Here is a 22,390-nt window from a genome sequence, read left to right on the forward strand (position 1 = left end):
ATTAAATTTATGTAAAAATAGTGAGGCTGTCAGTGGACAATCTCACTATTTTTTCTATTCTTATAAAAACAAAGCATCTTTATATCGTCTATTAGTTATATAATAATCTTTTAATAAAGTGGTAAAAACTTTTTTAAACTCTATTAGCTTTTTAGTGTTATTAATTATTTTAATTAATAGTTCTTCCCAATAAGGATTTTTCATGTAATTATCATCAGTAATGAATATATTAAATAATTCATAAATTAAATTTGATAATTCTAAGCTAACATGTTGTAATGTATATTCAGTATTTAAGTAATTAATAACAGCTTTTAATGAAGTTTTATCTACTAATGAAAAATAAACTAAAGCTTTAATAATAGTATCAGGAATTATTATACGATGATCTATTAAGCCTGTATTATAACTTAAATATTCTAGTGATTTTTCATAATCATTTAACCTACAATAAGCCCAAGCTAAAATAGAATTAATATGTTCAATAAAATAGATATTTTTGAATTTTTTAGCCATATTCAAAGAAATTTCTAAATAATGAATAGCATCGCTATAATTATCTAACATGAAATAAACTTCTGCCAATTTTTCATAAGTATTCATAATACTTATGATATTTCCTTCATCAACATATAAATTTAATGCTTTTTGAATTGAGTCATAGGCCTTTATTGGATTATTTTCTATTCTGTAAGAGTATGATAACCAAAAATAACAATGACCACTTTCCTTATAGCTTAAGGCTTCTTGAAGTAAAGCTTTTCCTAATTGTTTATTATTAGATAATATTAATATATCAATTGCAACATAAAAATTATATATAAATTTTTGTTTATTTGATAGCAAATGAAATGATGATAAAATAAGATTTTTAGAATCTTCAAACTTATTTCTAGAGGGGGTAGAAGAATATCGTGCAAGCTTTGCTAAGAGATAATCAATAATTAATGGAGAAGCTATATATTTATCTTCTTCTTTTTCTAATATATCAAATAGCTTATTTGTATAATCAAACTCATTAAGGTTTAGATTATCAAAAAAGTCCTTTAAATATCTTTTCCCTTTATTTATAAACTCTGGAGAATCATTAAACTCAAGACCAAGTCTGTTAAAAATTATAGATAAGACATCTTCACTAGGCAATAATTCACCATTTTCAATACGACTTAAATATGATGGTACACATATACCTTTTGACAATTTTTTTTGACTAATATTATTATTTATTCTATTAAATTTTATTACTGACCCAATTATTTTCTTATTATTATTATATATATCCATAATATATTAACCCTTTCATATTATACCCATATATTAAATATTATTAATAATAACAAAAAACAGAAGCTATATCAAATTGAAATACAACATATTAGAATGAAATAGCTAAATGATTGTAATAGGAAAATTTTAAAATAACATATAATGATATTTAAATAAAGTAAATTACTAAAAAAATAAAATATTTTTTAATAAAGTAATAATTAAAAATAAAAATGAGAAAGTGTATATGGAAAATCTATGCTTAAATATCGATATAAGCATAAAAATGAACACAATAAAAATTATCAAATTTATTGACTAGTTTTTTATTATTTACTATAATGTAAATGTAAACAAGGAAAAAATTTAAAAAATTAACAATGATAGTTTTTGAATTTATGTAATTTTTCTAAGAGTACATATATTTTTAAACAATATTGGAAACGATACCTATAAAATAAAAAAATTTAGATAATCATATATTTTAAAAATATAAATGGATATGTTAAAAATTTATGAAAAAAATTACTAATATTTTTAGAGTATTAGATTAAAGATAAAATAGGAAACGGTTTCTATTAAGAAAAATGGAATCGATTTCTAAAGGCTGGAGCATATTTAAGTTATATTTGATTAACTTTAAATAAATAGATTTTTTTAAAAGTGGAGGAGAATATTATGAAAAAATTATTAGTTACATTACTTGTAGCAGCTACTTCAATTAACTTTGTAGCTTGTGGTTCAAGTGATAAAGGAGATAGTAATAAAGGACAGGGAAATACTAGTGCTGATGAAAAAGTAACATTATCAGTTCAAGTAGAAAGTGAATGGTTACCTTACTATGAAAAGGTTAAAGAAACAGTTGTTGAAAAATATCCAAATGCAACAATAGAGTTTATAGAAACTGGAGCATTTGATCATTTAGATGTTTTAGATCAAACTGATGCAACTAATTCAGATATTGCGGATTTATTTGCTTTACCTGCTGATAGATTATATGGATTAGCTAAGAATCAAGTTCTAGCTGCTATACCTGCTAAAGAAATGGCAGAAGAAGTTGGTGGATTTACCGATTTTGATAATGGGCTAGGTGGAAACTTCAATATTGATGGAGAATATTTAGCATTCCCTTATAATATAGAAACATTAATTGGATATGTTAATGTTGAAAATGCTAAAGCTGCAAACATAGATACAACTCAAAATATTGAATTTACAGATTTAGGTTATAATCAAGTTTTAACAACTGTTCATGATGCTTGGTACGGAGTTGCTTTCACAAATTCAGTAGACTTTGAATTGTTAAGCAAAGATTTAGTAAGTGATGCAACTAAAGAATGGGCTGATTTAACAGATGAACAAAAATCATTATTTGAAGGATTATATAACTATTGGAAAGCACATAAAGAAAACAACACATCTTTATGGGATAAAGATGCAGCTGGTGGATATATTGATGAACAATTTAAAACTGGTGGAAGTGACGTTATAAAAATCGATGGACCTTGGGCAACATCTTCAGTTAGTGAATTAGTAGGAAGTGCTGATAATATGGAAATTATTCCATTAAGCCAAATTACATTTAATGGACAACCTTTAACTCACTGGAAAGGTGGATGGGGTCTTGGTATAAATGCAAGATGTGAAGAAAATGAAGCTCAAATGGAAGTTGCACAAGCCTTCATTAAAGAAGTAGTAAATCCAGCTAATGCAAAAGAGTTATTTAATGCAACAGGTAAAGTATTAGAAAATGCTACAATTGCAGATTATGAAGGAATCGATGAATTACAATTAAAAGTTATAGAAGCTACATATGAAGGATATGAGGTATCTATAAATAGACCTTTATTCAGTGAATATGGACAAGTTTGGGACACTTGGCAAAATGCTTTACTATCATGGTCAGCTAAGAATCCTGCAAATGCAGAAGAAGCTTATAAAGAAGTTAAAGCTTCATTTGATGGTATGATGGCTAACTTCAACTAAGGCATTGAAAAGGTTTTAATATTAAAAGGGGACTTAAGTCCTCTTTTAATAAAATTAAATATAAAGATCAAATAGAGTTCAAGGAGGAACCACATGAGAGAAAGTATAGAAATGCCAAAAGGAACATTTTATACAATTGCAGCAATATGTGCAGTAATTATTATGTTGACATCATTAGAGATGTTAATCAAAGCAAAGGATACAAGTTTATTTAATATGTGGTTATCCAATGGAAATTTAAGTGAAGATTTATTAACTCAAACGACAAACCAATTATATTCTACATATTTAAATGTATGTATAGGAACATTCTTTGTTAGAGTAATAACTCCGATAGCAGTAATAATTCATAGTTATTTTACTTTTACACGACTTAGAGTAAATAAATTATTTGTAATGATTTGGAGTGTGATAATAGTAGGGGCATTTGCATTAACAGTTTTAACAGAACAGTTTTATTCAATATTCTTTATCGGGAGTGGAATTGGTTATTTAGCTTTAATTTTGACAATTATTTACTTAGGGAAGTGTTTAAGAAATGTTAAAAGTATATAATGATGAAGTTATTCAGAGGGTATAAAAGGAGGTAACAGGGTTGAAAAAATTCAATAAGTATTTATATGATAATATTAATCGAGAGTATGATAGAAAAAATTTATACCTTTATGAAGTTTCGGCTTTACAGGAAGAAATTGAAGCTGCAACTGGTAAGGAAAAAGAAAAGCTACAAAGAAAATTGGAACAATTAGTTAAAAATAAAAAGGATTATGCTTATAATAAAAAGTTAGCAGAATACAAGGAAAAGGAAAAGATATTCCTTGCAAATGTTAAAAAGAAAGAAAATGAATATAAAGCAAAAGTAGATACAAGCTTACCTAAGAGTGTTCAAAAGTTACAGGTGAGATTATTTAGAGCTAAAGAATTAGTTAAGTTCTATCAAAATTATGTAAAATTAACTTATGATGCAGAATTAATTTATGAACAAAGTAAGTTAGAAATAGCTCAAATACCACCAGTAATTGAATTTGCAACAGGGTGTACAAAGGATTTACAAGAGGCACAAAATAAACTTTCCAAAATAGATAATGCTAATAACGAAAAGTTTAATTTAGAATTTAAAGCTTTTAAAGAAGCAGAAAATAAAAAATTGCAAGAGAGAATTAAAGAAGTTAAGGCTAAATGTAAAGAAGGTCTAATTTCAGGACAAGCAAAAGATAATACAATAAAAGAATTAAAAAGAAAATATAAAGAAATTGTATTAGTAAAATCATTTGAATGTGAAAAAACATATAACGAAGAAATAGTAAAAAATAAAAAATATGAACTTTCAAAAGCGGTTAAGCAAAAAATTAATACTGTAAACATTAATGTTGCAGATTTAAGAAGAGTTTATCCTATTGAAGTTGAAAAAACTATGCCTTGGGTATCTTGGGTTACATTCTTAATTCCAGGTCTTGCTCAAGTAATTAATAAAAATATATAAAAGCGATAATTATGTTCTTTGCAACAATATATATATATTTAATAGCTATTCCTTATTCATTAGGATATGGTAATTATAAAGGTGATGGTATTGCAGGTCTTATTACTTTGGCAGCAGATGGTGGTAGATTAGATAGATCTATTATATTTATGATTGAAGGTATATTAGCAATATTCTTATTATTAATTGGAATACTCTTAATGTTCATATGCTTTAAAGATGCTAATAAAGTAGAAAAGGATACAATAAAGGGTACTAGATATAAGAGTTGGATAGAAACTAAGCAAACTTTATTTGAAGATGGATTCCCTTATTTAGTTTTATCACCAGCAGCTATAATAACTATATTTATAGTATGTATTCCAGTTGTAACAACTATACTTTTAGCATTTACAGGAATGGGACCAGATACACAAGCTAAATTTGGATGGGAAGCATTAAAGAACTACAAAATGATATTCTTAGGAGAAGGTATGGTAGGTGCAATCTTCTGGAGAATACTTGGTTGGACTATAGTTTGGACTATAGGAGCAACAACTTTAGCAATAGCTTTAGGATTTATTTTAGCAATACTTCTTAATAATGACAGAGTTAAAGGTAAGGTATTATTTAGATCAATTTATCTTTTACCATGGGCAGTTCCAGCATTTATTTCAATATTATTCTTTAGTATTTTATTTGCAGATGGTGGTACAGTAATTAATTCATTAAGAGAAGTTTTTGGACCAAACTTTTCAATAAAAAATGATCCATTTGTAATAAGAGTAGTATTAATTTGTATTCAAGCTTGGCTTGGTAGTGCATATATTTTCTTATTATCTACAGGTGTTTTACAATCTATAAATACAGAATTATATGAAGCAGCAGATATAGATGGTGCTACAAGCTTTAAGAAATTAACTAAGATAACAGTACCATTAGTATTATTCCAAACAGCACCACTTTTAGTTGGACAATATACATTTAACTTTAATAACTTTAGTATTATAGCTCTATTTAATAATGGAGGGCCTTTTGATCCAAGTAAATACGGTAATTTAGCAGGTTCATCAGACCTTTTAATATCTTATATATTTAAGTTAACAATGAATAGTCAATATCAAGCTATAGGTGCAACAATTACAGTTATTATTTCTATAGCACTTATGATAATTGCATATATAGGATATAGAAACACAGATGCATTTAAGAGGGGGTAGGATTGATGAGTATATTTAAAAAGAAAAAAAATGATTTATATCTTTCTGATAAACAACCTCTTACTGTAGGAGGAAAAATAGCACTTGGTATATCATATGCTTTCTTAATATTATGGGCGGTGATAGTAATAGTGCCAATAGCACAAATTATAATATCATCATTTAATGGAGCACAAGCAAATAGACTTATAATTGGTGGAGAATTTAATTTTTCATTTAAACATTTTAAAACATTATTTGAGGATACTCTTTATTTAAAATGGATGGCTAATACTTTATTTGTAAGTATTAGTACAGCAATCTTAGTAATTTTAATAGTTTCATTTACTGGATATGCTTATTCAAGATATAGATTTAAAGGGAAAAAAGCATCTCTTATGACAGTTATGCTTATACAAACAATACCAACTTTTGCTGGAATTACAGCATACTTCACAATGTATTCAATTGCATCAGATATAATGCCAGGCTTTACAAGACAAATGATGCTTATCCTTATATATGCAGGTGGGGGAATAGCAGGTAATACAATTATATTAAAAGGATATTTAGATTCAATATCTACAGAACTAGATGATGCAGCTAAAATAGATGGTTGCTCTAGTATGAAGATATATAGACTTATAATTATGCCAATTGCAAGACCAATGCTTGCAATAATAGGTTTATGGTCATTCATAGGACCCTTTGGTGATTACTTATTACCAAAAGTATTATTAAATTCATCAGCTGATTATACATTAGCTGCAGGTTTACAAACTCTTATAACAGATGAACGTACAATTAATCAACCGGCCTTTACAGCAGGAGCGCTTTTAACAGCAATACCTATAGTAATATTATTCGTTGTATTACAAAAACAATTAGTATCAGGTCTTTCAAATGGGGCTACAAAAGGATAGGAGATAGTAGATATGAAGGTAACATTAAATAATATAGGAAAGAAATATGAAAGTAGAGAAGATTTTACTTTAAGACATATAAATTTAGAAATTGAAGATAAGGACTTCTGTGTAATTTTAGGTCCATCAGGATGTGGTAAAACTACATTATTACGTATGATTGCTGGTCTTAACTCAATTACTGAAGGTGATTTAATATTTGGTGAGAAAAGAGTTAACAAACTTGCTTCTAAGGATAGGGATATAGCTATGGTTTTCCAAAGCTATGCTCTATACCCACATATGACTGTTTATGATAACATGGCATTTTCATTATCAATGAGAAAAGAAAGAAAGAATATTATTAATGAACGTGTTACTGAGGCTGCGAAGTTACTTCAAATAGAAAAGTATTTATATTCTAAACCATCAGATATATCTGGAGGTCAAAGACAAAGAGTTGCTTTAGGAAGAGCTATAGTTAGAAAACCAAGTGTTTTCTTAATGGATGAACCTCTTTCTAACTTAGATGCTAAGTTAAGAGAACACATGAGAGTTGAATTAGTTAGAATTCATAAAGCGCTTGGAACTACTTCTATTTATGTAACACATGACCAAGTAGAAGCTATGACAATGGCAACTAAGATTGTTCTTATGAATGATGGTAAGATTCAACAAGTTGGTAAACCATATGAATTTTATGAAAAGCCACAAAATATGTTTGTTGCTAAATTCATCGGATCGCCTACAATTAATATGATAAAAGGTAAGATGGAGGGAAGTAAATTTGTATCTGAAGATGGATTAATATCATTAACTCCTTCAGATGAGGACTTAAAGGCATTAGTTAATTATAATGGAAAAGATGTTTACCTTGGAATTCGTTCTGAAAGATTTATAAGTGGTGGAGAAAAAGATAAGTTTGAATGTACAGTAGATGTTATTGAAGTTTTAGGAAAAGAAAAAACTTTATATGTTAAATTAAAGAGTGGAAAAGATCTTGTAATCACAGTTCCAGGATATTATGCCTATGAAACAGGCGAAAAGCATACATTTGGATTTGATTTAGGAGCATTACATTTCTTTGATGCAGAAACTGAATTAAGAATAAATTAATTTAATTAAAAAGGTTGAAGTTATATTTTATAGCTTTAATCTTTTTTTATTGAAGTTATAGAAGGTATTACTAGAACATAGAATTTTATTGAGAAGTTTTTATTAAATTAAATTTATAGGAGGATTAATATGCATAGATTAAATTATTGTCTTGACTGCCAAAGAGTATTTATTTCCGGTAAAGAATGTGAGTATTGTAGTTCGAATAATATAAAAGAATTAAAGCGAGGAAAGTCTGTTAATATAATCGGAAGTAAAAATAAAGCTAGATATTTAAAATATAAAGAAGGAAAGGTTAGTGTAATAATTTATAATGAGGATAATCAAAAAATGGTAAAGGAATATGAAATGGATAAAATAAGAAAGATTTTGTAGGGTAACTTTAAAAAGGGGCTGGAGTACTAAACAATTAATACACAGCTCTTTATTGGAAAAAACAAAATCCATGATAATAGAATTTATAATAAAATTTTTTTCAAGTATTCAGTAAAATAAATACTATTCAAAAAAGATAAAGTTTATACATTATTTGAAAAAGTAAAAAAAAAAAGTTAAAAAAGTGATCAATATGTGATATAATTATTCTTATAAAGTGAAATTTTGGTAGAAAGATATTGTTATGGTAGATAAATTTGTAAATTTATTAATAGACGATTTAGGAAAATATAATAATTATAATGATAATCAAATAGAACAAATGAAGTATGTATCAAGGGTATTAGTATATGAGTTTATTAAATTTATATTAATTTTATTAATATTTTATTTATTAGGATATTTTAAAGAATGTGCTTTAGTGTTGTTATTTATGGTAAGTACTAAACCTTTTACAGGGGGATATCATGAAGATAGCCAAGTTGCATGTTTTATAGCAACTTTAATAGTTGTATCATTTATAATTATTTTGTCAAAAGGTAGTTATTTGAGTATTTATAGTTGCATTGTATTAAATATATTAAGTATTTTTTGTATATATAATCAAATTCCAATAATAAATAAAAAGATGCCTCTAACAAGAGAAGAACTAATTAAAAGAAATCGAGTTATAGGCATTATAAATACATTAATATTTTTAATTTTATCAATTATCATGTTTAATATTAAATGGCTTTCACAAACAATAGTATGGACAGCTATTGTCCAATCAATGCTTTTGTTTAATAAATATAAAAAAAGTAAGGAGATTAGTAAAAATGAAATTTAAAAAACACATTGGATCATTTATTTTAATGTTAACTGCATTATTTGTTAATGTAGGAACTGCATCTTTTGCAGCAGTTGGTGTTGAAGAAATGCCTGAATCAATGAAAGAAATAAGATAAGTTGGTAAATACAAATGATAATAAATCTTTCAGATTCAATAAATACATTATTACAATGTATAATGATAATTTATATTATAAATTATTGTACGGAATATAAATATAAGAAGGGTAAACTTGAAGTTTATAGTTATATATTTTTACTATATATAATCGGACAAGTATTAACAAAGATACTAGGCAATTCTAGTTTGGGAATAATTATTTCACATGGAGTATTGTTGCTTTACGGAGCAATAATTTTTAGAAAAGATTCTTTAGGAGCTACTATTGGATTTAGTATAATATATTTATTTATAAATATAAATTTAATAGTATGCTCTAATATTCTTTATGGTTATATTGTGAAAAATATTAACAGTGAATATATTAATCAAGCTATAGTTTTATGTATATACTTACCACAATATATAATGTCATTTTTTGTATTTTTAAAGAGGGAAGCAATATATAAAATATATAGGACTATTAGGTCAAAAAATTTCTCTATAATATCATTAATATTAGTTACTATAATTATTGATTTTATTAATTCTTTTAATTTAATAATACATGATTTAGATAATCCTTTATTTAAAGAGATAATATTTATCTTATTGGGAATATTTATGGTAGTATTAACAGTCTATTTTGCCAATATAGAAAAAAAATCTAAAGAAATTATAAGATTAAATAATGCATTAGAAGAGAAAGTTGGAGAACTAAAAAAAGTAAAGCATGATTATGGAGCTCAAATATCATATTTATATGGAATGCATCTAATGGGAAAATATGATAGGCTGGGTGATTTATTAAAAGATATAATTAATGGACATAATAACATTGAATCTGAAGTTATGATTACTCCTAATGCTTCAACAATATCTATGATTATAAATGGGATAGACCATAGAGGAGTAAATATAATAGTTGATGAACAAGTGGATTTAGAAAAAGTAGAATTATCTGAAATAGAGTTACAAAGAGTTATTTCTAATATATTAAGAAATTCTGTTACTGCAATGAAGAACAGAGGAGTTATTACTATAAGAACTTATTACGAATTTAATAAATTTGTAATTAAGATACAAAACAATGGTCCTAAAATAGAAGAAAATATTATAAATAAAATATTTGAACCAGGTTTCTCAACTAAAAAAGATGAAGGTGAAAATCATGGATTTGGACTAGCTATAGTTAAAGAAATTGTAGAAAAGTATGATGGAAATATCTCGGTATCTAGTAGTGAAAAGTTTACAGAGTTTCTTATGAAATTTCCATATAATACAGGTTTAGTTAGTTAAATTAAGTTAAAAATTAAGGCATAATTTGAATTAGAAATAGTTCAAGTTATGCCTTATAATTTAATTAAATAGAGAGTTTATTTCAGTTAAATGTTTAGTTGCTAATTCATATCCATGTTCATAATTAGATTTAAGTTTATTAACATCTTTCTCGAAGCTTTCTAATTGATATTCTGGTCTTAATATAATAGCTTTACCTTGCTTTTCTAAATCTTCACAGAATTTTACTGTTTCATTATAATGCTCATGGCGAGTTAAAAAGGAATTTTTTAAATTAGGATATTTATGATTTAATAATTTAGATACAATAATATTCTTTTTACTTAAATCTTTTTTATATCCTTTTGGTTGAGTAAGAATTATTAAGTGCTTTTCATTTCCGTCAGTAATTGCTTTTTTTATTGGAATAGGGTCACAAAGTCCACCATCATAATACTCATTATCATTAATTTTTATAACTGGAAAAAAGATTGGAAGAGCACAAGTTGCCCTAAGGAATGTAGCTTTATCATCAAGGTCTTTTCCATCTAAATATTCTGTTTTACCAGTTTTAGCATTAGTAACTCCAATTAAAATTTTACCTGTATATTTTTTATAAGTATCCATATCAAATGGCACTAATTTATTAGGTATTTCATCAAAAACAAAGTCTAATCCGAATAGACTTTTGCATTTAAGAAAATTTCCATATCCTAAATATCTTTTATCATTTCTATATTTAGCTAAAACCTCAAGATTACGTCCTTTTTGTTTAGAAATATATGAGATTCCATTAGTTATTCCTGCAGAAACACCTATGCAATAAGGGAAAATAATATTATTATCAAGTAATGCATCCATTACTCCTGCACTAAAAATTGGTCTAAAAGTTCCACCTTCTAAAATTAAACTTGGCATAAAGTGACTCCTTTCTAAAAGTTATTATTTAGTTATTATAAAACAAAATAAATTTTATTACAAATTATTGGAATAGAATTTACAAACTTAACATTTTGTATTTAATATAAAATGAAAATAGATTATAATATAGGTAAAAATATTATGGTTGATTCATATTAGTATTATATAATTTAAGAGGGTGTAATTATTGTTTTTTATAGGTATATTTGGAATAGATAATAAAATAAAAGAGATTAAAAATTTAACTAGCTTCTCTTGTAAAAATTGTAACATTTCAAATGTAGCAAGGTTAATTAAATCTTATACTTTTTTTCATTTTTTCTTTATACCATTATTTAAATGGAATGAGGAGTATTATGTGATTTGTAATGGATGTAATTCCTCTTTTAGTATCTCTAAAGACAAAGGAAAAGAAATTGAAAGAGGGGGAGATGTAGAAATTACATATTGGGATTTGAAAGAAGTGAATAACAACTATGGAAGTTATTATGCAGTAAAAAGATGTTCTAGATGTAATAGAGAAGTTGAAAATAATTTTGAGTATTGTCCATATTGTGGAGAAAAGATTAAATAGTATATTAAACAAAGGTGTCTTTATCAAATAGATAAAGGCATTTTTTGTATAAAAGAATTGTGTTAAAGGTAAACACAATTCTTTTTATGAAATAACTATAAATTTTTAATTTCTTGGTCCCTTGCCACCACTAGAGCCTTTCATATTACCAGGAGCACCAATGTTGCCATTACCAGAACCTACTGTAGTTATAGTACTTGAAGTTGTAAAGCTACTAACTTCACTTCCACCACTAGCACTTCCATCAGTATATAATCCATCTGTTTCATTACCAGTTGAAGTTCCACCAGAGTAAACAGTATATGTTGTATTAGTTTGTAAGTTAGGTGATGATATTATTACTGATTGATATGTTTTTGATGGAGCAAAAGTAACTATATCTTTGCCACTTTCATTTTTTATACTAATTAATGTATTTGCTGATTGAGAAGATAAAAATACGTTAACAGAATTTTGTTTTGAAGTAGTACTTAGTGATTGAGCCATACCTGAACTACCAGCAGCAATAAATAAACCACCATTTATATTACAAGTTGAATCATAGTCTAAAGCACCATTACCATTATTTTCAGGCCCATTTACAATTACAGTTCCATCACTCATTTCAATAGAACCATTTGCATCAATACCGTCACCAGAAGCATCTACATAAAGATATCCATCATTAATATTAATGCTTCCAGTAGATGAACTAAAGTTATTTTCTCCTGGTCTTCCACTAGTAGATGAAGCATCATTTCCACCAGCTGCATTTAAACCATCATCACTTGCAATAAGGTGAATAGTACCGTCATTTATTGTTATATTTGTACTTTCAATTCCTTCATATGATTTAGATATATTTATATCTCCACCATTTATCTCAAGATTAGTATCTGAATGGATTCCATCATCACCAGAGGAAATTTCAAAAGTTCCTCCATTAATTGTTAAGTTATCGTTTGAATGAAGTGAATCATCAGATGAATCTATAGTAATAGTACCACCATCAATTATTATATTACTTACTGCTTTAATTGCTTTTGCACTGCTAGTATCACTTGAAGAACTAGTAGTATTACTACTTTTACCCCATTGTCCCCATGGATTTTGCATATTATCATTTTTACTACTGCTATTAACACTACCACCACCAGATGTAATGTTAATAGTACCTTCAGTTATATTAACATTTGTTTCAGCTTGAATTCCATCGTTTGTAGAAATTATATTTAAAGTTCCACCTTCAATTAAAACATATCCTTTTGTAGTATCTTCAGTATTTGTAGCTTTTAAACCATCACCAGAAGCAGTAACCTTAATAGTACCTCCTTTGATAGTTATAGAATCTTTTCCAATAAGGCCATCATCAACAGAAGTAACAGATATATTTCCTCCTGTTATTTTTAAATCATCTTTACTTACTATACCATCATTATAGTTTGCACTTACTGTTAAAGAGCCATTACCTTTAATAGTTAAATCATCTTTGCTAAAGATTGCAGCACTTGGTTCATCAGTAGAAGAATCTTCAAAGGTATAAGTTGTACCATCAGTTATAGTATTTTCACTATTATCAGGTAGAACTATTATTGTATTTTTTGCACTTTTAACATAAATAGGAGCACTATTTGTACATGTTAGATCTACGTTATTAAGTACTAAATAAACATTTTCTTCAGAGGCACTATCAACAATTATTTGACTATTAGCAGATGTTCCACTTATTGAATATGTACCTCCATTACTAATAGTTACAATATTATTATCTACTGTAACTCCACTACCATCAACTGATATTGTATCACCTAATGAAATAGAAGCAGTAATATCACCTAAATCTTTGTCTAAGGTTTCAGTAGCTTCAATTTCTGTATTTTCAGTAGACTCAACAACTGTATTAGTAGTAGCATTTGTAGTTGTCTTTGAACAAGCTATTGAATTTATACATAAAGAAATAATTGTTAAAGCTAAAATAAGTTTTTTCTTCATAATTTCCTCCTAATATTTTTCTAAAAATATTTTCTGTATGCACATAAAATGAAAATTCTATTTCGTAAATAAGTTCTAGAAATATATTAACAACTAAACCTTAAATTAATCTTAAGTGAGGCTCGAAATTTTAACTGACACTCTAAATCTATGATTTAGTTAGTGGAAGTTACCTACTTGGTAATTTATTTACTTAATTTTAGAAATTTAAGATTTTTTTAAGGTTAGGATTTTATAATTAAATTGAACAATACGACAGAACAGGTAAGGAGGTTATATAAATGGCAATAAAATCATTTAAGAGATATGAAAAAAAGTATTTGTTAAATCAAACTCAGTATGATGAATTAATAAAAAGATTAAGTGAATATATGAACACAGATGAATATTGTAAAGATGGAAAAAATTATAGTATCTATAATATTTATTATGATACAGATGATAATCAAGTAATTAGGCATTCAATATCTAAGCCCTATTACAAGGAGAAACTTAGATTAAGAAGTTACAAGGTTCCGAAATCACTTGATGATAAGGTATTCATAGAGCTTAAAAAGAAAATAAATGGAGTTGTTAATAAAAGAAGGGTAGTGTTAACTTTAGGAGAGGCCTATAAGTTTTTAGATTTTAGGATAAGGCCCAAAAAAGGGGATTATATGAGCAATCAAGTATTAAATGAAATTGAGTATTATTTAGATAATAATAAAATTACCCCTAAAGTTTATATAAGCTATAGTAGAAAGGCCTTTTTCTGTAAAAGTGATAAAAATTTTAGATTGACTTTTGATTCTAAAATAACTACAAGAAGAGATTATCTATTTTTAGAATCTGGAAGTTTTGGAGAAGATCTTTTAGAAACAGAACAATATTTAATGGAAGTTAAAATTTTAGGGGCAATACCATTATGGTTAGTGAGTATATTATCAGAATTAGAAATATATAGTACTAAGTTTTCTAAGTATGGAAATGAGTATATGAGATATTGTTCAAGAAAAAATAATGTTAGTGAAATAAGGAGAGAAAAGATATGTTAGAAACTATAATAGCGTCGACAAGTGGAGAATCATTTACTTTATCAAATGCATTAATTGTAATAGGAGCATCAATAGTATTAGGATTTGTTATTAGTTTAGCTTATATGTATACTCATAAGAAAGAGGGTTATGCACCTGGATTTACATTAACATTAATAATGTTACCAGTAATAATTTCAATAATAATTCTTTTAGTAGGAAACAATGTTGCAAGAGCATTTAGTTTAGCAGGAGCTTTTTCAATTATTAGATTTAGAAGTGCACCTGGAGACCCTAAAGATATTGCTTATGTATTTTTTACTTTAGCAGTTGGTTTATCTTGTGGTATGGGTTATGTAGGATATGGATTTATAGTTACAGTAATATTATGTGCAGTTATGATTATTTTAGATAAGCTTAAATTTGCGATGCCTAAAACTAAAAGTATGAAACTAAAGATATTAATTCCAGAAGACTTAAATTATGAAGGATTATTTGATGATATTTTAGAAAGATATTCATCTACATGGACAATGGAAAGTGTTAAGACTAAAGACTTTGGTGCATTATTTGAGCTTTCTTATAGATTACATTTAAATGAAAATGTAATTCAAAAGAAATTAATTGATGAATTAAGATGTAAGAATGGAAATTTAAATATTTCATTAACTTCAGCAGGTTTAGAAGATAAGGTATATGTATAATAAGCTTGTTAATTAAAGTAAAAGTGGTAGAGAATAAAAATTCACCTACCACTTTTTTTAAAGTTTATGTACATTTATAGCCATAGGGCCTTTTTGTCCATCAGCAATAGAAAATGATACATTTTCTCCTTCATGTAGACAATTATCAGGACCATTTTCTTTTAATTGTGAATGATGAACAAATATATCATTTCCATCATTAGTTGAAATAAATCCATATCCTTTTTCTTCATTAAACCATTTAACTGTACCTGTATAACTTGACATAAAATTTCTCCTTAAGTAAATAATTGATTAATCTATACTAGTTTGTGAAAAAGATTAAAGTTTATACTATAGAATTTAATTTTTATAAATATCTTGAGCGAGTAATGTTAGTTTTTCCAAGCTCAAAATTTTAATTGTATTTTTATTTTTTTCTATAATTTTTAAATCAGAAAGATTTTTAATAACTCTATTTAAGTGACGATAGCTAGAACCTAAAAGTTCAGATAAATTATTAATACCATCAATATCAACAAATATTTCTTTTGATTTATTTGATGGTAATGATGAAAGTAAATAGCTTGCAAAGCGATTTTCAATTGGTGAAAGTATATTAATACTCATATAGCTTGAATTTCTTCTAAGTTTTTTTTGAAGAGATGATATTATAAATCTTAAAAATACAGAATCATCGTAACCATATTCTTTTATATTATTTAATGGTAAGGCTAAACAAATACAATTTTCTAAAGCCTGAACATTACAATCTGCATATGGATTTTCTATAAATTCAATATCTCCCATTACTGATAGAGGAGTATTAAAGCAAAGCAATAATGACTTGCCAGTTGAAAGTAAGGTTGTTACTTTATACTTTCCATGAACTAAAAAATACATATAAAATAACTTTTCGTTTAAAGAACAAAGATATTCATTTTTATTAAATGTATGTATTTCTAACGAGTTTAATAAGTTTTTATTTAAGTAAGAATTTAAAGAATATTTATTAATATAATTGATAAGAAGATCTTTATTATTTAGTTTTTTCATAAGTACTCCCTTTAAATATAGATAAAGTTAATTAATGTATATTAATTAGAAATATTATATAAAAAGAGTATACTATTAAAATTAGAATAGGACAAATGTCCTATTTTGTTTTTGTATATATTTGATAATATGGTTCTAGAAATTTAAACGGAGGAATTAAAATGTATAATATTTTAGCGTTATTAATAGGGGCACTTATTTCTATTATGGTATCTTTTAATAGTGGATTAGAAGGATATGTTGGTAGTACATATTCTGTAGTTCTTATCCATACAATAGGACTTATTGCAATACTTATAGTTGCAGTAATTAAGAAAGAAAAGATAGTAATAAAGGAAGCTATACCATTTTATTTGTTTTTAGGTGGAATTTTTGGGGTTATGCTTACTTTAGTTAATGTAATTACGATAGGTAGCATAGGTGTTGCATTAACAACAGCATTAGCTGTATTTGGACAATTAGTATTTTCATCTTTAGTAGATCATTTTGGATTATTTGGTTTAACTAAATATGAATTTAATCCTAAGAAAATTGTAGGGCTTCTTATAGTTTTTGGTGGACTAGTTATTATGACAATGGCTTAAAAGGAGGAATTATAGAATGTTAATGATTTTATTAGCTATATTGGGAGGAGTATTAACTAGTTTATCAATGATAGTGAGCTCAACACTTGGAAAGAAAATAGGTTTGATTCAAAGTACAATAATTCATTATATAGGTGGACTTATAGGAGGAGTATTTATTTTAATTGGAATAGGTAATGCATCAGCACCATCAATTATAGATATGAGTAGAATGCCACTATATATTTTCTTAGGTGGAATGATTGGTGTTATAGTAGTATATACATCTAATATTGTAATTCCTAAGATTCCAGTAGTATATAGTACATTATTAATGTTTTCAGGACAAATGTTATGTGCAATTATTATAGATACAATTGTAATAGGGGATTTTTCTTGGCAAAAACTTTTAGGAGCAGTAATAGTTATATTAGGTATTTTTTATAATTCTAAAGTAGATGAAAAGGAAAATAAGGCAGTAATAGAATAAAAAATTTATATTAAAAAGCAAAGTGAAAAATCACATGGATATTAATTCATGTGATTTTTTTAATAACTTTATGTTTTATATAACTTTTAAATGAACTGTATTATCTGAATAATTTTTAAATAGTCTTTTTATAGTTATTCCATAATACATTAATGCTCCTCCTGAAAACACTTCATTGGTTTCAAGATTTACATAAACTGAATCTTCATTTAGATTTTTTAATCTTAGTCTTTTGGAATTGTTTATATTTTCTGATGATAATCCTTCAAATTTAAGTAAAACTTCAGATTTATCTTTAGATACTATTTCAAAACATTTTAGAGTATTATTTTTATTTAAATTGCTTATTGTAAAATAATTTATATTATTTAATAAATTATTTTCAGTAACGTTTTCTGAAGTTTTTTTTAAAAATTTATTATTTGATAACCGTTCATTAGTATTAATATATATCATATTTAATAAATTATTATTTTCTATAATGCTTATTGCCATAGTAAAATGCCCCCTAATGTGTTTTATTTAAACCGATATTTTAATTAGGTGTTTAACAGTTGTGTTAACGTTTACTTATATAATAGACCATTTTAGGAATATAATCAAGAGTTTTAATGAAATATGTATAGTTTTCATAATAAATGTTTATTCTTTATAAGAAAAAATGATCAATAGATAGTTTGAAGAATTATCTATTGATCATTTTTATTTTTTAATACTTTAATTATTTAAAGCAAATTTCATAGATGGACATTCATTTCCATTTTTATCGTAAAACTTAATTTCTAAGTCACAACTTTCTTCACCATTAAAAAAATCATAAAATGTCATAACAGAATAATCACCATCTTTCAATTGGAAGTTAGAAGTGAATTTTCCATAATACCATCTATTATTAAAAATTCGTTTAATATTTTTTAATTCTATAAAGGTGCTATCATCAGAAAGAAAAAATTTATAATTTTCAAAATCTCTAGTTATTTTATAATAATCAGAGTTATTAATTCCAAAGACTTCCGTTGCTAAATCTTCATTGGATAGATTAGCTGAGATTGTCTCATTATATAATAATCCAAAAGAGAAAAGTGTAAAAATTAAAACCATTGTTCCTACAGGTTTAGCAACTATTAATGTTAAATTACCATCAAAAGAACTACTTATATTTTTAATAAATTCTTCAATTTTAGTATTTTTAAATATTCTATAAAAAATATTAAATATTATAAAGCCTATAATACTACCCAATGTATTAAATATAATATCATCTATATCAGTAGTATTAAATGGTGTAAAAATTTGAAGTACTTCTATAGTTAAGGATGCTGTAAATCCATATAATATAACTTTACTTAACTTATTTTTTGTATTGAAAAATAAGGGTATACAAAATCCTAATGGTATAAATAATAATATGTTACCTACAACGTTATAAAGTGCTATATGTATATCTGAAAATTCATTGGTAAACATTTTTACTGTTTCTACAAATGGAATGTAATTAATATAGAATCTAATATCAAAATCTAAAGTTAAATATCCATATTTAAATATTGTTAAGTTAACTAATATTAAGAAATAAATGAAAAATAAATTTATAAATACTTCTCTCAGTTTATTTATAGGTTTATTTTTTATATAATATCTAACTCTAAATATTATCCAGATTATTGTAAATAAAATAGCTGCCAATATAAAAGAAATTCCTATCATAGTTTTATCTCCCTTTTTTAATTTTAAATTCTACTTTGTCTAGTATTAATTAGACAAAGTAGAAGATACATTTCTAAATTTATAAACATTATTGATTATAGAAATAGAAAGTACATTTATAATCAATTGATTTCCACCATAGCTTATAAAAGGCATGTTTATACCTAAAATAGGAGAAAGTGAAAAGTTAAATAAAATATTTAATATAAATTGAATTGCAAATAATGAACAAAGTCCACTTACTAAAAGTTTTCCATAAGTGTTTTTAGTATTCCTAGAAATAAATGCAATTCTTACAATAAATGATAAGACTAAAGTAATAACCATTATGCCAATAATCTATCCAAAGCAATAAATTATTGAAGTTAGTACAAACTCCATATTGGCATCTGGAAGAAATGAACTATTAATAGTAGAACCAGTGCCTAATAATCCTACAGAATTTCTTAATGTATTTAACTGATTATAAATCCATCCAGTATTATCTTTCTACCGATTGAAGAGTAATCCCAATAAGATTTAATATAATTTGCATTTTCTAAGTTATGAAGTAGTGGGTAGAGTGTACCTTCTTTAAAGGAGAATATACCTTTAGAAAGTAAATCTATTTCTTTAATCATTTCATAACCATACATATCTTTTCGGTTAAGAATATTCAGTATTAGCACTGTTGTACTACCTTTTAATAGCTCTTTGTTAATTTTCATGAATTCACCATCATACATTGTATATCTATACATCGGATATCTAGGTATAATTATATTACCATATTATAGAAAAGTAAATTAAGGTGTATAATATTTTACTGAAAAATAAATTAATAAATTATAGGGGATTGAAAAGTTATAATATAAGGTATAAGATATAAGTAGGAATAAATGATAATAAATGATAATTAAATGGTAATAGAATATATAGTAGAGAAGATATTTATTTATGTTTATGAAATAAAGTATAAATGAAATATTAGATTTTAGTAATGTGAGGAGTAGAGATATGATAAAATTAATAGCAACAGATATGGATGGAACATTATTAAATTCCAATAATCAAATACAAGAAGGATTTTATGAAGTATTTAATGAGCTTCAGGAAAAAGGAATAATATTTGCAGCTGCAAGTGGAAGACAATACTATAATCTTTTAGAAAGATTTAAAGGTATTGAAGAAAAAATGATGTTTATAGCTGAAAATGGAACTTTTGTTGTATATAAGGGAAAAGAACTTATAGTTAATTCTTTAGATATAAATCTTGCAAGAGAATTGATTAAAGTAGGTAGAAATATAGAAAATGCATATGTAATACTTTGTGGAAAGAAAGCTGCATATATAGAAGGTTCTGATAAAAGATTAATTGAACAAACACAAAAATATTATGCAAGATATGAAATAGTATCAGATTTAACTAAAATTGAAGATGATATCTTAAAGGTTACAATTTGTGATTTTTCAGGATCAGAAAATAATAGTAATAAATATTTTGATGATTATAGAGATAAGGCTCAAGTTGCAGTATCAGGTGAAATTTGGCTTGATATAACTGCAAAAGGTATAAATAAAGGTGTTGCCATAGAGGAAATTCAATATCTATTAAATATAAAACATGAAGAAACTATGGTATTTGGTGATTATTTAAATGATTTAGAGATGATGAGTAGTGCTTATCATAGTTATGCTATGGAAAATGCTCATGATGACTTGAAAAAAGTAGCAAGGTTTAGAGCAAAGAGTAATGATGATAGTGGGGTTGTACATGCTATAAAGACAATATTAAATAAGTAAATATTTAGAAGGTATAAAAAGGACTAGTTAGCTACTCCTTTTTTAGATAATAAATTGCTTTTTATATTATTTAAGCTTAAAGTTTTTTGGAGCAAGTTTATAAGCAAGAATTAATGCTATTATAGCATAAATAATAGTTACTAATATTACAGCAAGAGTAAACCATATAGATTGTGTATCTACTTGAAGACAAGTATATGTAGCTATATAAAATATAAATGAAGCTATTTTATAAACAGGACTCTTAATAGTTAATTGAGATGTATATGGCTGAGTAATATAATATAAAAATAAATAGTGTATAGAGAAAAAGCAAGATAAAGTTATTATACTAATGAATATAGGAATAAATCTTATAATATCACCATCTGCAAGAATTAATACTAATGATAGCCCAAGACCTATGCATATTGCAGGAATTAAATTTAATATAATGGTTATTTTTAATCTAGATTTAAAATTAGATAATATAATGTTTGATTCTCTATAAAAATTATATCTAAGTAAACTATTATCACAATTAAAGAAAAATGCTTTAGTTATTTTTTCGCCAATTGAGCTACAATATAAAATAAAAACAAGAAATCCAGTTGATCTTAAAATAGTAGAAGATAAAGGTTTATGAGATTCTGGTGTTGTTATTGCAAATATTGAGGCTACTATAGATAAAATAGCTATAATGATGACTCTACGTTTAATAGGATTAATTATTATTTTTTTATGCCTTTCAATAAATTTAGCATTTAAATAATGAAGCCCATGTTTTTCTTTATGTTTATCATTTTTTAAATCAAGTTTGGATAAGTTTTTTTCGTTAAGTTTAACATCCATAAATATTGATTCAGAAGAAACTGTATTTAATGTATTAAGGTCATTTTTAGAAATAATATTTTTAGATAATAAAGAGTAATTTTTGTAATTAAATAAATATAAAAATGATATTAGTGATAAAACAAAAATAATAAATATAAATGGGGCGTTTAAAATTTCATTTGGATTAGTAAAGTTTTGCTCCTTAATATATTCTCTTAATAATTCTTTCGACATATTTGACATATAAAAAACTCCTTCTTGTAATAATTTCTTATCTCAATTATTGCCAAGAAGGAGTTGAT

The 22,390-nt window shown here is 25.6% G+C and carries 25 protein-coding genes and 1 pseudogene; 16 read left to right on the forward strand and 10 right to left on the reverse strand.

Annotated elements, in window-relative coordinates; genetic code table 11:
• Positions 1-60: 60 nt before the first annotated feature.
• Positions 61-1,284 carry a helix-turn-helix transcriptional regulator gene (locus Q0Y03_RS06390; RefSeq protein ID WP_297713016.1) on the reverse strand — a complete coding sequence of 408 codons (1,224 nt, stop codon included), beginning with the start codon at positions 1,282-1,284 and terminating at the stop codon, positions 61-63.
• A 660-nt stretch (positions 1,285-1,944) separates the two neighbouring features.
• Here Q0Y03_RS06390 and Q0Y03_RS06395 point away from each other — a divergent pair.
• From Q0Y03_RS06395 to Q0Y03_RS06440, 10 genes are all read left to right on the forward strand, one after another.
• Positions 1,945-3,252, forward strand: a complete 1,308-nt coding sequence (locus Q0Y03_RS06395) for a hypothetical protein (protein ID WP_297713017.1) — start codon at positions 1,945-1,947, stop codon at positions 3,250-3,252.
• A gap of 93 nt (positions 3,253-3,345) precedes the next feature.
• Positions 3,346-3,807 (forward strand): hypothetical protein, encoded by a 462-nt coding sequence (locus Q0Y03_RS06400; RefSeq protein ID WP_297713019.1) that lies wholly within the window; start codon positions 3,346-3,348, stop codon positions 3,805-3,807.
• Positions 3,808-3,847: 40 nt separating this feature from the next.
• Complete coding sequence (locus Q0Y03_RS06405) at positions 3,848-4,735, forward strand: hypothetical protein (RefSeq protein ID WP_297713020.1); 888 nt, start codon at positions 3,848-3,850, stop codon at positions 4,733-4,735.
• A gap of 11 nt (positions 4,736-4,746) precedes the next feature.
• On the forward strand, positions 4,747-5,934 hold the full coding sequence (locus tag Q0Y03_RS06410; protein ID WP_297713022.1) for a sugar ABC transporter permease: 1,188 nt from the start codon (positions 4,747-4,749) through the stop codon (positions 5,932-5,934).
• Positions 5,935-5,939: 5 nt separating this feature from the next.
• Entirely contained in the window at positions 5,940-6,836 is an 897-nt protein-coding gene (locus Q0Y03_RS06415; RefSeq protein WP_297713023.1) for a sugar ABC transporter permease, read from the forward strand.
• A 12-nt stretch (positions 6,837-6,848) separates the two neighbouring features.
• Complete coding sequence (locus tag Q0Y03_RS06420) at positions 6,849-7,931, forward strand: ABC transporter ATP-binding protein (protein ID WP_297713024.1); 1,083 nt, start codon at positions 6,849-6,851, stop codon at positions 7,929-7,931.
• 129 nt (positions 7,932-8,060) lie between these two features.
• Positions 8,061-8,306, forward strand: a complete 246-nt coding sequence (locus Q0Y03_RS06425; RefSeq protein ID WP_297713025.1) for a hypothetical protein — start codon at positions 8,061-8,063, stop codon at positions 8,304-8,306.
• Positions 8,307-8,550: 244 nt separating this feature from the next.
• Complete coding sequence (locus Q0Y03_RS06430; protein ID WP_297713026.1) at positions 8,551-9,135, forward strand: accessory gene regulator B family protein; 585 nt, start codon at positions 8,551-8,553, stop codon at positions 9,133-9,135.
• Entirely contained in the window at positions 9,125-9,253 is a 129-nt protein-coding gene (locus Q0Y03_RS06435; RefSeq protein ID WP_297713027.1) for a hypothetical protein, read from the forward strand. Before Q0Y03_RS06430 ends, Q0Y03_RS06435 begins: the two co-directional genes overlap by 11 nt.
• A gap of 14 nt (positions 9,254-9,267) precedes the next feature.
• Positions 9,268-10,536 carry an ATP-binding protein gene (locus Q0Y03_RS06440; RefSeq protein WP_297713028.1) on the forward strand — a complete coding sequence of 423 codons (1,269 nt, stop codon included), beginning with the start codon at positions 9,268-9,270 and terminating at the stop codon, positions 10,534-10,536.
• Between the two features lie 60 nt (positions 10,537-10,596).
• Here the strand turns inward: Q0Y03_RS06440 and Q0Y03_RS06445 are convergent, their stop codons facing one another.
• Positions 10,597-11,433 carry a patatin family protein gene (locus tag Q0Y03_RS06445; RefSeq protein ID WP_297713029.1) on the reverse strand — a complete coding sequence of 279 codons (837 nt, stop codon included), beginning with the start codon at positions 11,431-11,433 and terminating at the stop codon, positions 10,597-10,599.
• Positions 11,434-11,623: 190 nt separating this feature from the next.
• On the opposite strand from Q0Y03_RS06445, the gene Q0Y03_RS06450 reads away from it, so the two are divergent.
• Positions 11,624-12,010, forward strand: coding sequence for a zinc ribbon domain-containing protein (locus Q0Y03_RS06450; protein WP_297713030.1), 387 nt, complete (start codon positions 11,624-11,626; stop codon positions 12,008-12,010).
• A 105-nt stretch (positions 12,011-12,115) separates the two neighbouring features.
• On the opposite strand, the gene Q0Y03_RS06455 is transcribed toward Q0Y03_RS06450, so the two are convergent.
• Positions 12,116-13,981 carry a carbohydrate-binding domain-containing protein gene (locus tag Q0Y03_RS06455; protein WP_297713031.1) on the reverse strand — a complete coding sequence of 622 codons (1,866 nt, stop codon included), beginning with the start codon at positions 13,979-13,981 and terminating at the stop codon, positions 12,116-12,118.
• Positions 13,982-14,262: 281 nt separating this feature from the next.
• Between Q0Y03_RS06455 and Q0Y03_RS06460 the strand changes: the two genes are divergently transcribed.
• Together Q0Y03_RS06460 and Q0Y03_RS06465 are read left to right on the forward strand one after the other, a co-directional pair.
• Positions 14,263-15,015 (forward strand): polyphosphate polymerase domain-containing protein, encoded by a 753-nt coding sequence (locus Q0Y03_RS06460; RefSeq protein WP_297713032.1) that lies wholly within the window; start codon positions 14,263-14,265, stop codon positions 15,013-15,015.
• Positions 15,009-15,698: a DUF4956 domain-containing protein gene (locus Q0Y03_RS06465; protein ID WP_297713033.1), complete on the forward strand. Its 690-nt coding sequence runs from the start codon at positions 15,009-15,011 to the stop codon at positions 15,696-15,698. The genes Q0Y03_RS06460 and Q0Y03_RS06465 overlap by 7 nt, the downstream gene beginning before the upstream one ends.
• A 57-nt stretch (positions 15,699-15,755) precedes the next feature.
• Here Q0Y03_RS06465 and Q0Y03_RS06470 read toward each other — a convergent pair whose 3' ends face one another.
• Together Q0Y03_RS06470 and Q0Y03_RS06475 are read right to left on the reverse strand one after the other, a co-directional pair.
• Positions 15,756-15,965, reverse strand: a complete 210-nt coding sequence (locus Q0Y03_RS06470; RefSeq protein WP_297713034.1) for a cold shock domain-containing protein — start codon at positions 15,963-15,965, stop codon at positions 15,756-15,758.
• A 75-nt stretch (positions 15,966-16,040) separates the two neighbouring features.
• A complete protein-coding gene (locus Q0Y03_RS06475) occupies positions 16,041-16,733 on the reverse strand; it encodes a cyclic nucleotide-binding domain-containing protein (RefSeq protein ID WP_297713035.1) in 693 nt (230 codons plus the stop codon).
• A gap of 161 nt (positions 16,734-16,894) precedes the next feature.
• Between Q0Y03_RS06475 and Q0Y03_RS06480 the strand changes: the two genes are divergently transcribed.
• Both Q0Y03_RS06480 and Q0Y03_RS06485 read left to right on the forward strand, forming a co-directional pair.
• Positions 16,895-17,317, forward strand: a complete 423-nt coding sequence (locus tag Q0Y03_RS06480) for a DMT family transporter (RefSeq protein WP_297713036.1) — start codon at positions 16,895-16,897, stop codon at positions 17,315-17,317.
• Between the two features lie 16 nt (positions 17,318-17,333).
• The gene (locus Q0Y03_RS06485) at positions 17,334-17,786 is read left to right on the forward strand and encodes a DMT family transporter (protein ID WP_297713037.1); all 453 of its coding nucleotides are present in this window, start codon (positions 17,334-17,336) and stop codon (positions 17,784-17,786) included.
• A 75-nt stretch (positions 17,787-17,861) separates the two neighbouring features.
• Here Q0Y03_RS06485 and Q0Y03_RS06490 read toward each other — a convergent pair whose 3' ends face one another.
• The 4 genes and pseudogenes from Q0Y03_RS06490 to Q0Y03_RS06505 all read right to left on the reverse strand — a co-directional run.
• The gene (locus Q0Y03_RS06490) at positions 17,862-18,281 is read right to left on the reverse strand and encodes a GH36 C-terminal domain-containing protein (RefSeq protein WP_297713038.1); all 420 of its coding nucleotides are present in this window, start codon (positions 18,279-18,281) and stop codon (positions 17,862-17,864) included.
• A gap of 222 nt (positions 18,282-18,503) precedes the next feature.
• Positions 18,504-19,493 carry a VanZ family protein gene (locus Q0Y03_RS06495; protein ID WP_297713039.1) on the reverse strand — a complete coding sequence of 330 codons (990 nt, stop codon included), beginning with the start codon at positions 19,491-19,493 and terminating at the stop codon, positions 18,504-18,506.
• Between the two features lie 45 nt (positions 19,494-19,538).
• Positions 19,539-19,820, reverse strand: coding sequence for an FtsW/RodA/SpoVE family cell cycle protein (locus Q0Y03_RS06500; RefSeq protein ID WP_297713040.1), 282 nt, complete (start codon positions 19,818-19,820; stop codon positions 19,539-19,541).
• Positions 19,821-19,999: 179 nt separating this feature from the next.
• A pseudogene (locus Q0Y03_RS06505) lies at positions 20,000-20,200 on the reverse strand (PadR family transcriptional regulator); the annotation flags it as partial.
• Positions 20,201-20,489: 289 nt separating this feature from the next.
• On the opposite strand from Q0Y03_RS06505, the gene Q0Y03_RS06510 reads away from it, so the two are divergent.
• The gene (locus Q0Y03_RS06510; protein ID WP_297713041.1) at positions 20,490-21,275 is read left to right on the forward strand and encodes a Cof-type HAD-IIB family hydrolase; all 786 of its coding nucleotides are present in this window, start codon (positions 20,490-20,492) and stop codon (positions 21,273-21,275) included.
• A 66-nt stretch (positions 21,276-21,341) separates the two neighbouring features.
• Here the strand turns inward: Q0Y03_RS06510 and Q0Y03_RS06515 are convergent, their stop codons facing one another.
• Positions 21,342-22,331, reverse strand: a complete 990-nt coding sequence (locus tag Q0Y03_RS06515) for a hypothetical protein (protein ID WP_297713042.1) — start codon at positions 22,329-22,331, stop codon at positions 21,342-21,344.
• Between the last annotated feature and the right edge of the window lie 59 nt (positions 22,332-22,390).

This window comes from Clostridium sp., from assembly GCF_026168755.1.
GTDB lineage: Bacteria > Bacillota > Clostridia > Clostridiales > Clostridiaceae > Clostridium.

Coding starts and splice junctions, on each gene's coding strand:
- Q0Y03_RS06390 (WP_297713016.1), bottom strand. CDS start 1,284: ATGGATATATATAATAATAATAAGAAAATAATTGGGTCAGTAATAAAA.
- Q0Y03_RS06395 (WP_297713017.1), top strand. CDS start 1,945: ATGAAAAAATTATTAGTTACATTACTTGTAGCAGCTACTTCAATTAAC.
- Q0Y03_RS06400 (WP_297713019.1), top strand. CDS start 3,346: ATGAGAGAAAGTATAGAAATGCCAAAAGGAACATTTTATACAATTGCA.
- Q0Y03_RS06410 (WP_297713022.1), top strand. CDS start 4,747: ATGTTCTTTGCAACAATATATATATATTTAATAGCTATTCCTTATTCA.
- Q0Y03_RS06415 (WP_297713023.1), top strand. CDS start 5,940: ATGAGTATATTTAAAAAGAAAAAAAATGATTTATATCTTTCTGATAAA.
- Q0Y03_RS06420 (WP_297713024.1), top strand. CDS start 6,849: ATGAAGGTAACATTAAATAATATAGGAAAGAAATATGAAAGTAGAGAA.
- Q0Y03_RS06425 (WP_297713025.1), top strand. CDS start 8,061: ATGCATAGATTAAATTATTGTCTTGACTGCCAAAGAGTATTTATTTCC.
- Q0Y03_RS06430 (WP_297713026.1), top strand. CDS start 8,551: ATGGTAGATAAATTTGTAAATTTATTAATAGACGATTTAGGAAAATAT.
- Q0Y03_RS06435 (WP_297713027.1), top strand. CDS start 9,125: ATGAAATTTAAAAAACACATTGGATCATTTATTTTAATGTTAACTGCA.
- Q0Y03_RS06440 (WP_297713028.1), top strand. CDS start 9,268: ATGATAATAAATCTTTCAGATTCAATAAATACATTATTACAATGTATA.
- Q0Y03_RS06445 (WP_297713029.1), bottom strand. CDS start 11,433: ATGCCAAGTTTAATTTTAGAAGGTGGAACTTTTAGACCAATTTTTAGT.
- Q0Y03_RS06455 (WP_297713031.1), bottom strand. CDS start 13,981: ATGAAGAAAAAACTTATTTTAGCTTTAACAATTATTTCTTTATGTATA.
- Q0Y03_RS06460 (WP_297713032.1), top strand. CDS start 14,263: ATGGCAATAAAATCATTTAAGAGATATGAAAAAAAGTATTTGTTAAAT.
- Q0Y03_RS06465 (WP_297713033.1), top strand. CDS start 15,009: ATGTTAGAAACTATAATAGCGTCGACAAGTGGAGAATCATTTACTTTA.
- Q0Y03_RS06470 (WP_297713034.1), bottom strand. CDS start 15,965: ATGTCAAGTTATACAGGTACAGTTAAATGGTTTAATGAAGAAAAAGGA.
- Q0Y03_RS06475 (WP_297713035.1), bottom strand. CDS start 16,733: ATGAAAAAACTAAATAATAAAGATCTTCTTATCAATTATATTAATAAA.
- Q0Y03_RS06480 (WP_297713036.1), top strand. CDS start 16,895: ATGTATAATATTTTAGCGTTATTAATAGGGGCACTTATTTCTATTATG.
- Q0Y03_RS06485 (WP_297713037.1), top strand. CDS start 17,334: ATGTTAATGATTTTATTAGCTATATTGGGAGGAGTATTAACTAGTTTA.
- Q0Y03_RS06490 (WP_297713038.1), bottom strand. CDS start 18,281: ATGGCAATAAGCATTATAGAAAATAATAATTTATTAAATATGATATAT.
- Q0Y03_RS06495 (WP_297713039.1), bottom strand. CDS start 19,493: ATGATAGGAATTTCTTTTATATTGGCAGCTATTTTATTTACAATAATC.
- Q0Y03_RS06500 (WP_297713040.1), bottom strand. CDS start 19,820: ATGGTTATTACTTTAGTCTTATCATTTATTGTAAGAATTGCATTTATT.
- Q0Y03_RS06510 (WP_297713041.1), top strand. CDS start 20,490: ATGATAAAATTAATAGCAACAGATATGGATGGAACATTATTAAATTCC.
- Q0Y03_RS06515 (WP_297713042.1), bottom strand. CDS start 22,331: ATGTCAAATATGTCGAAAGAATTATTAAGAGAATATATTAAGGAGCAA.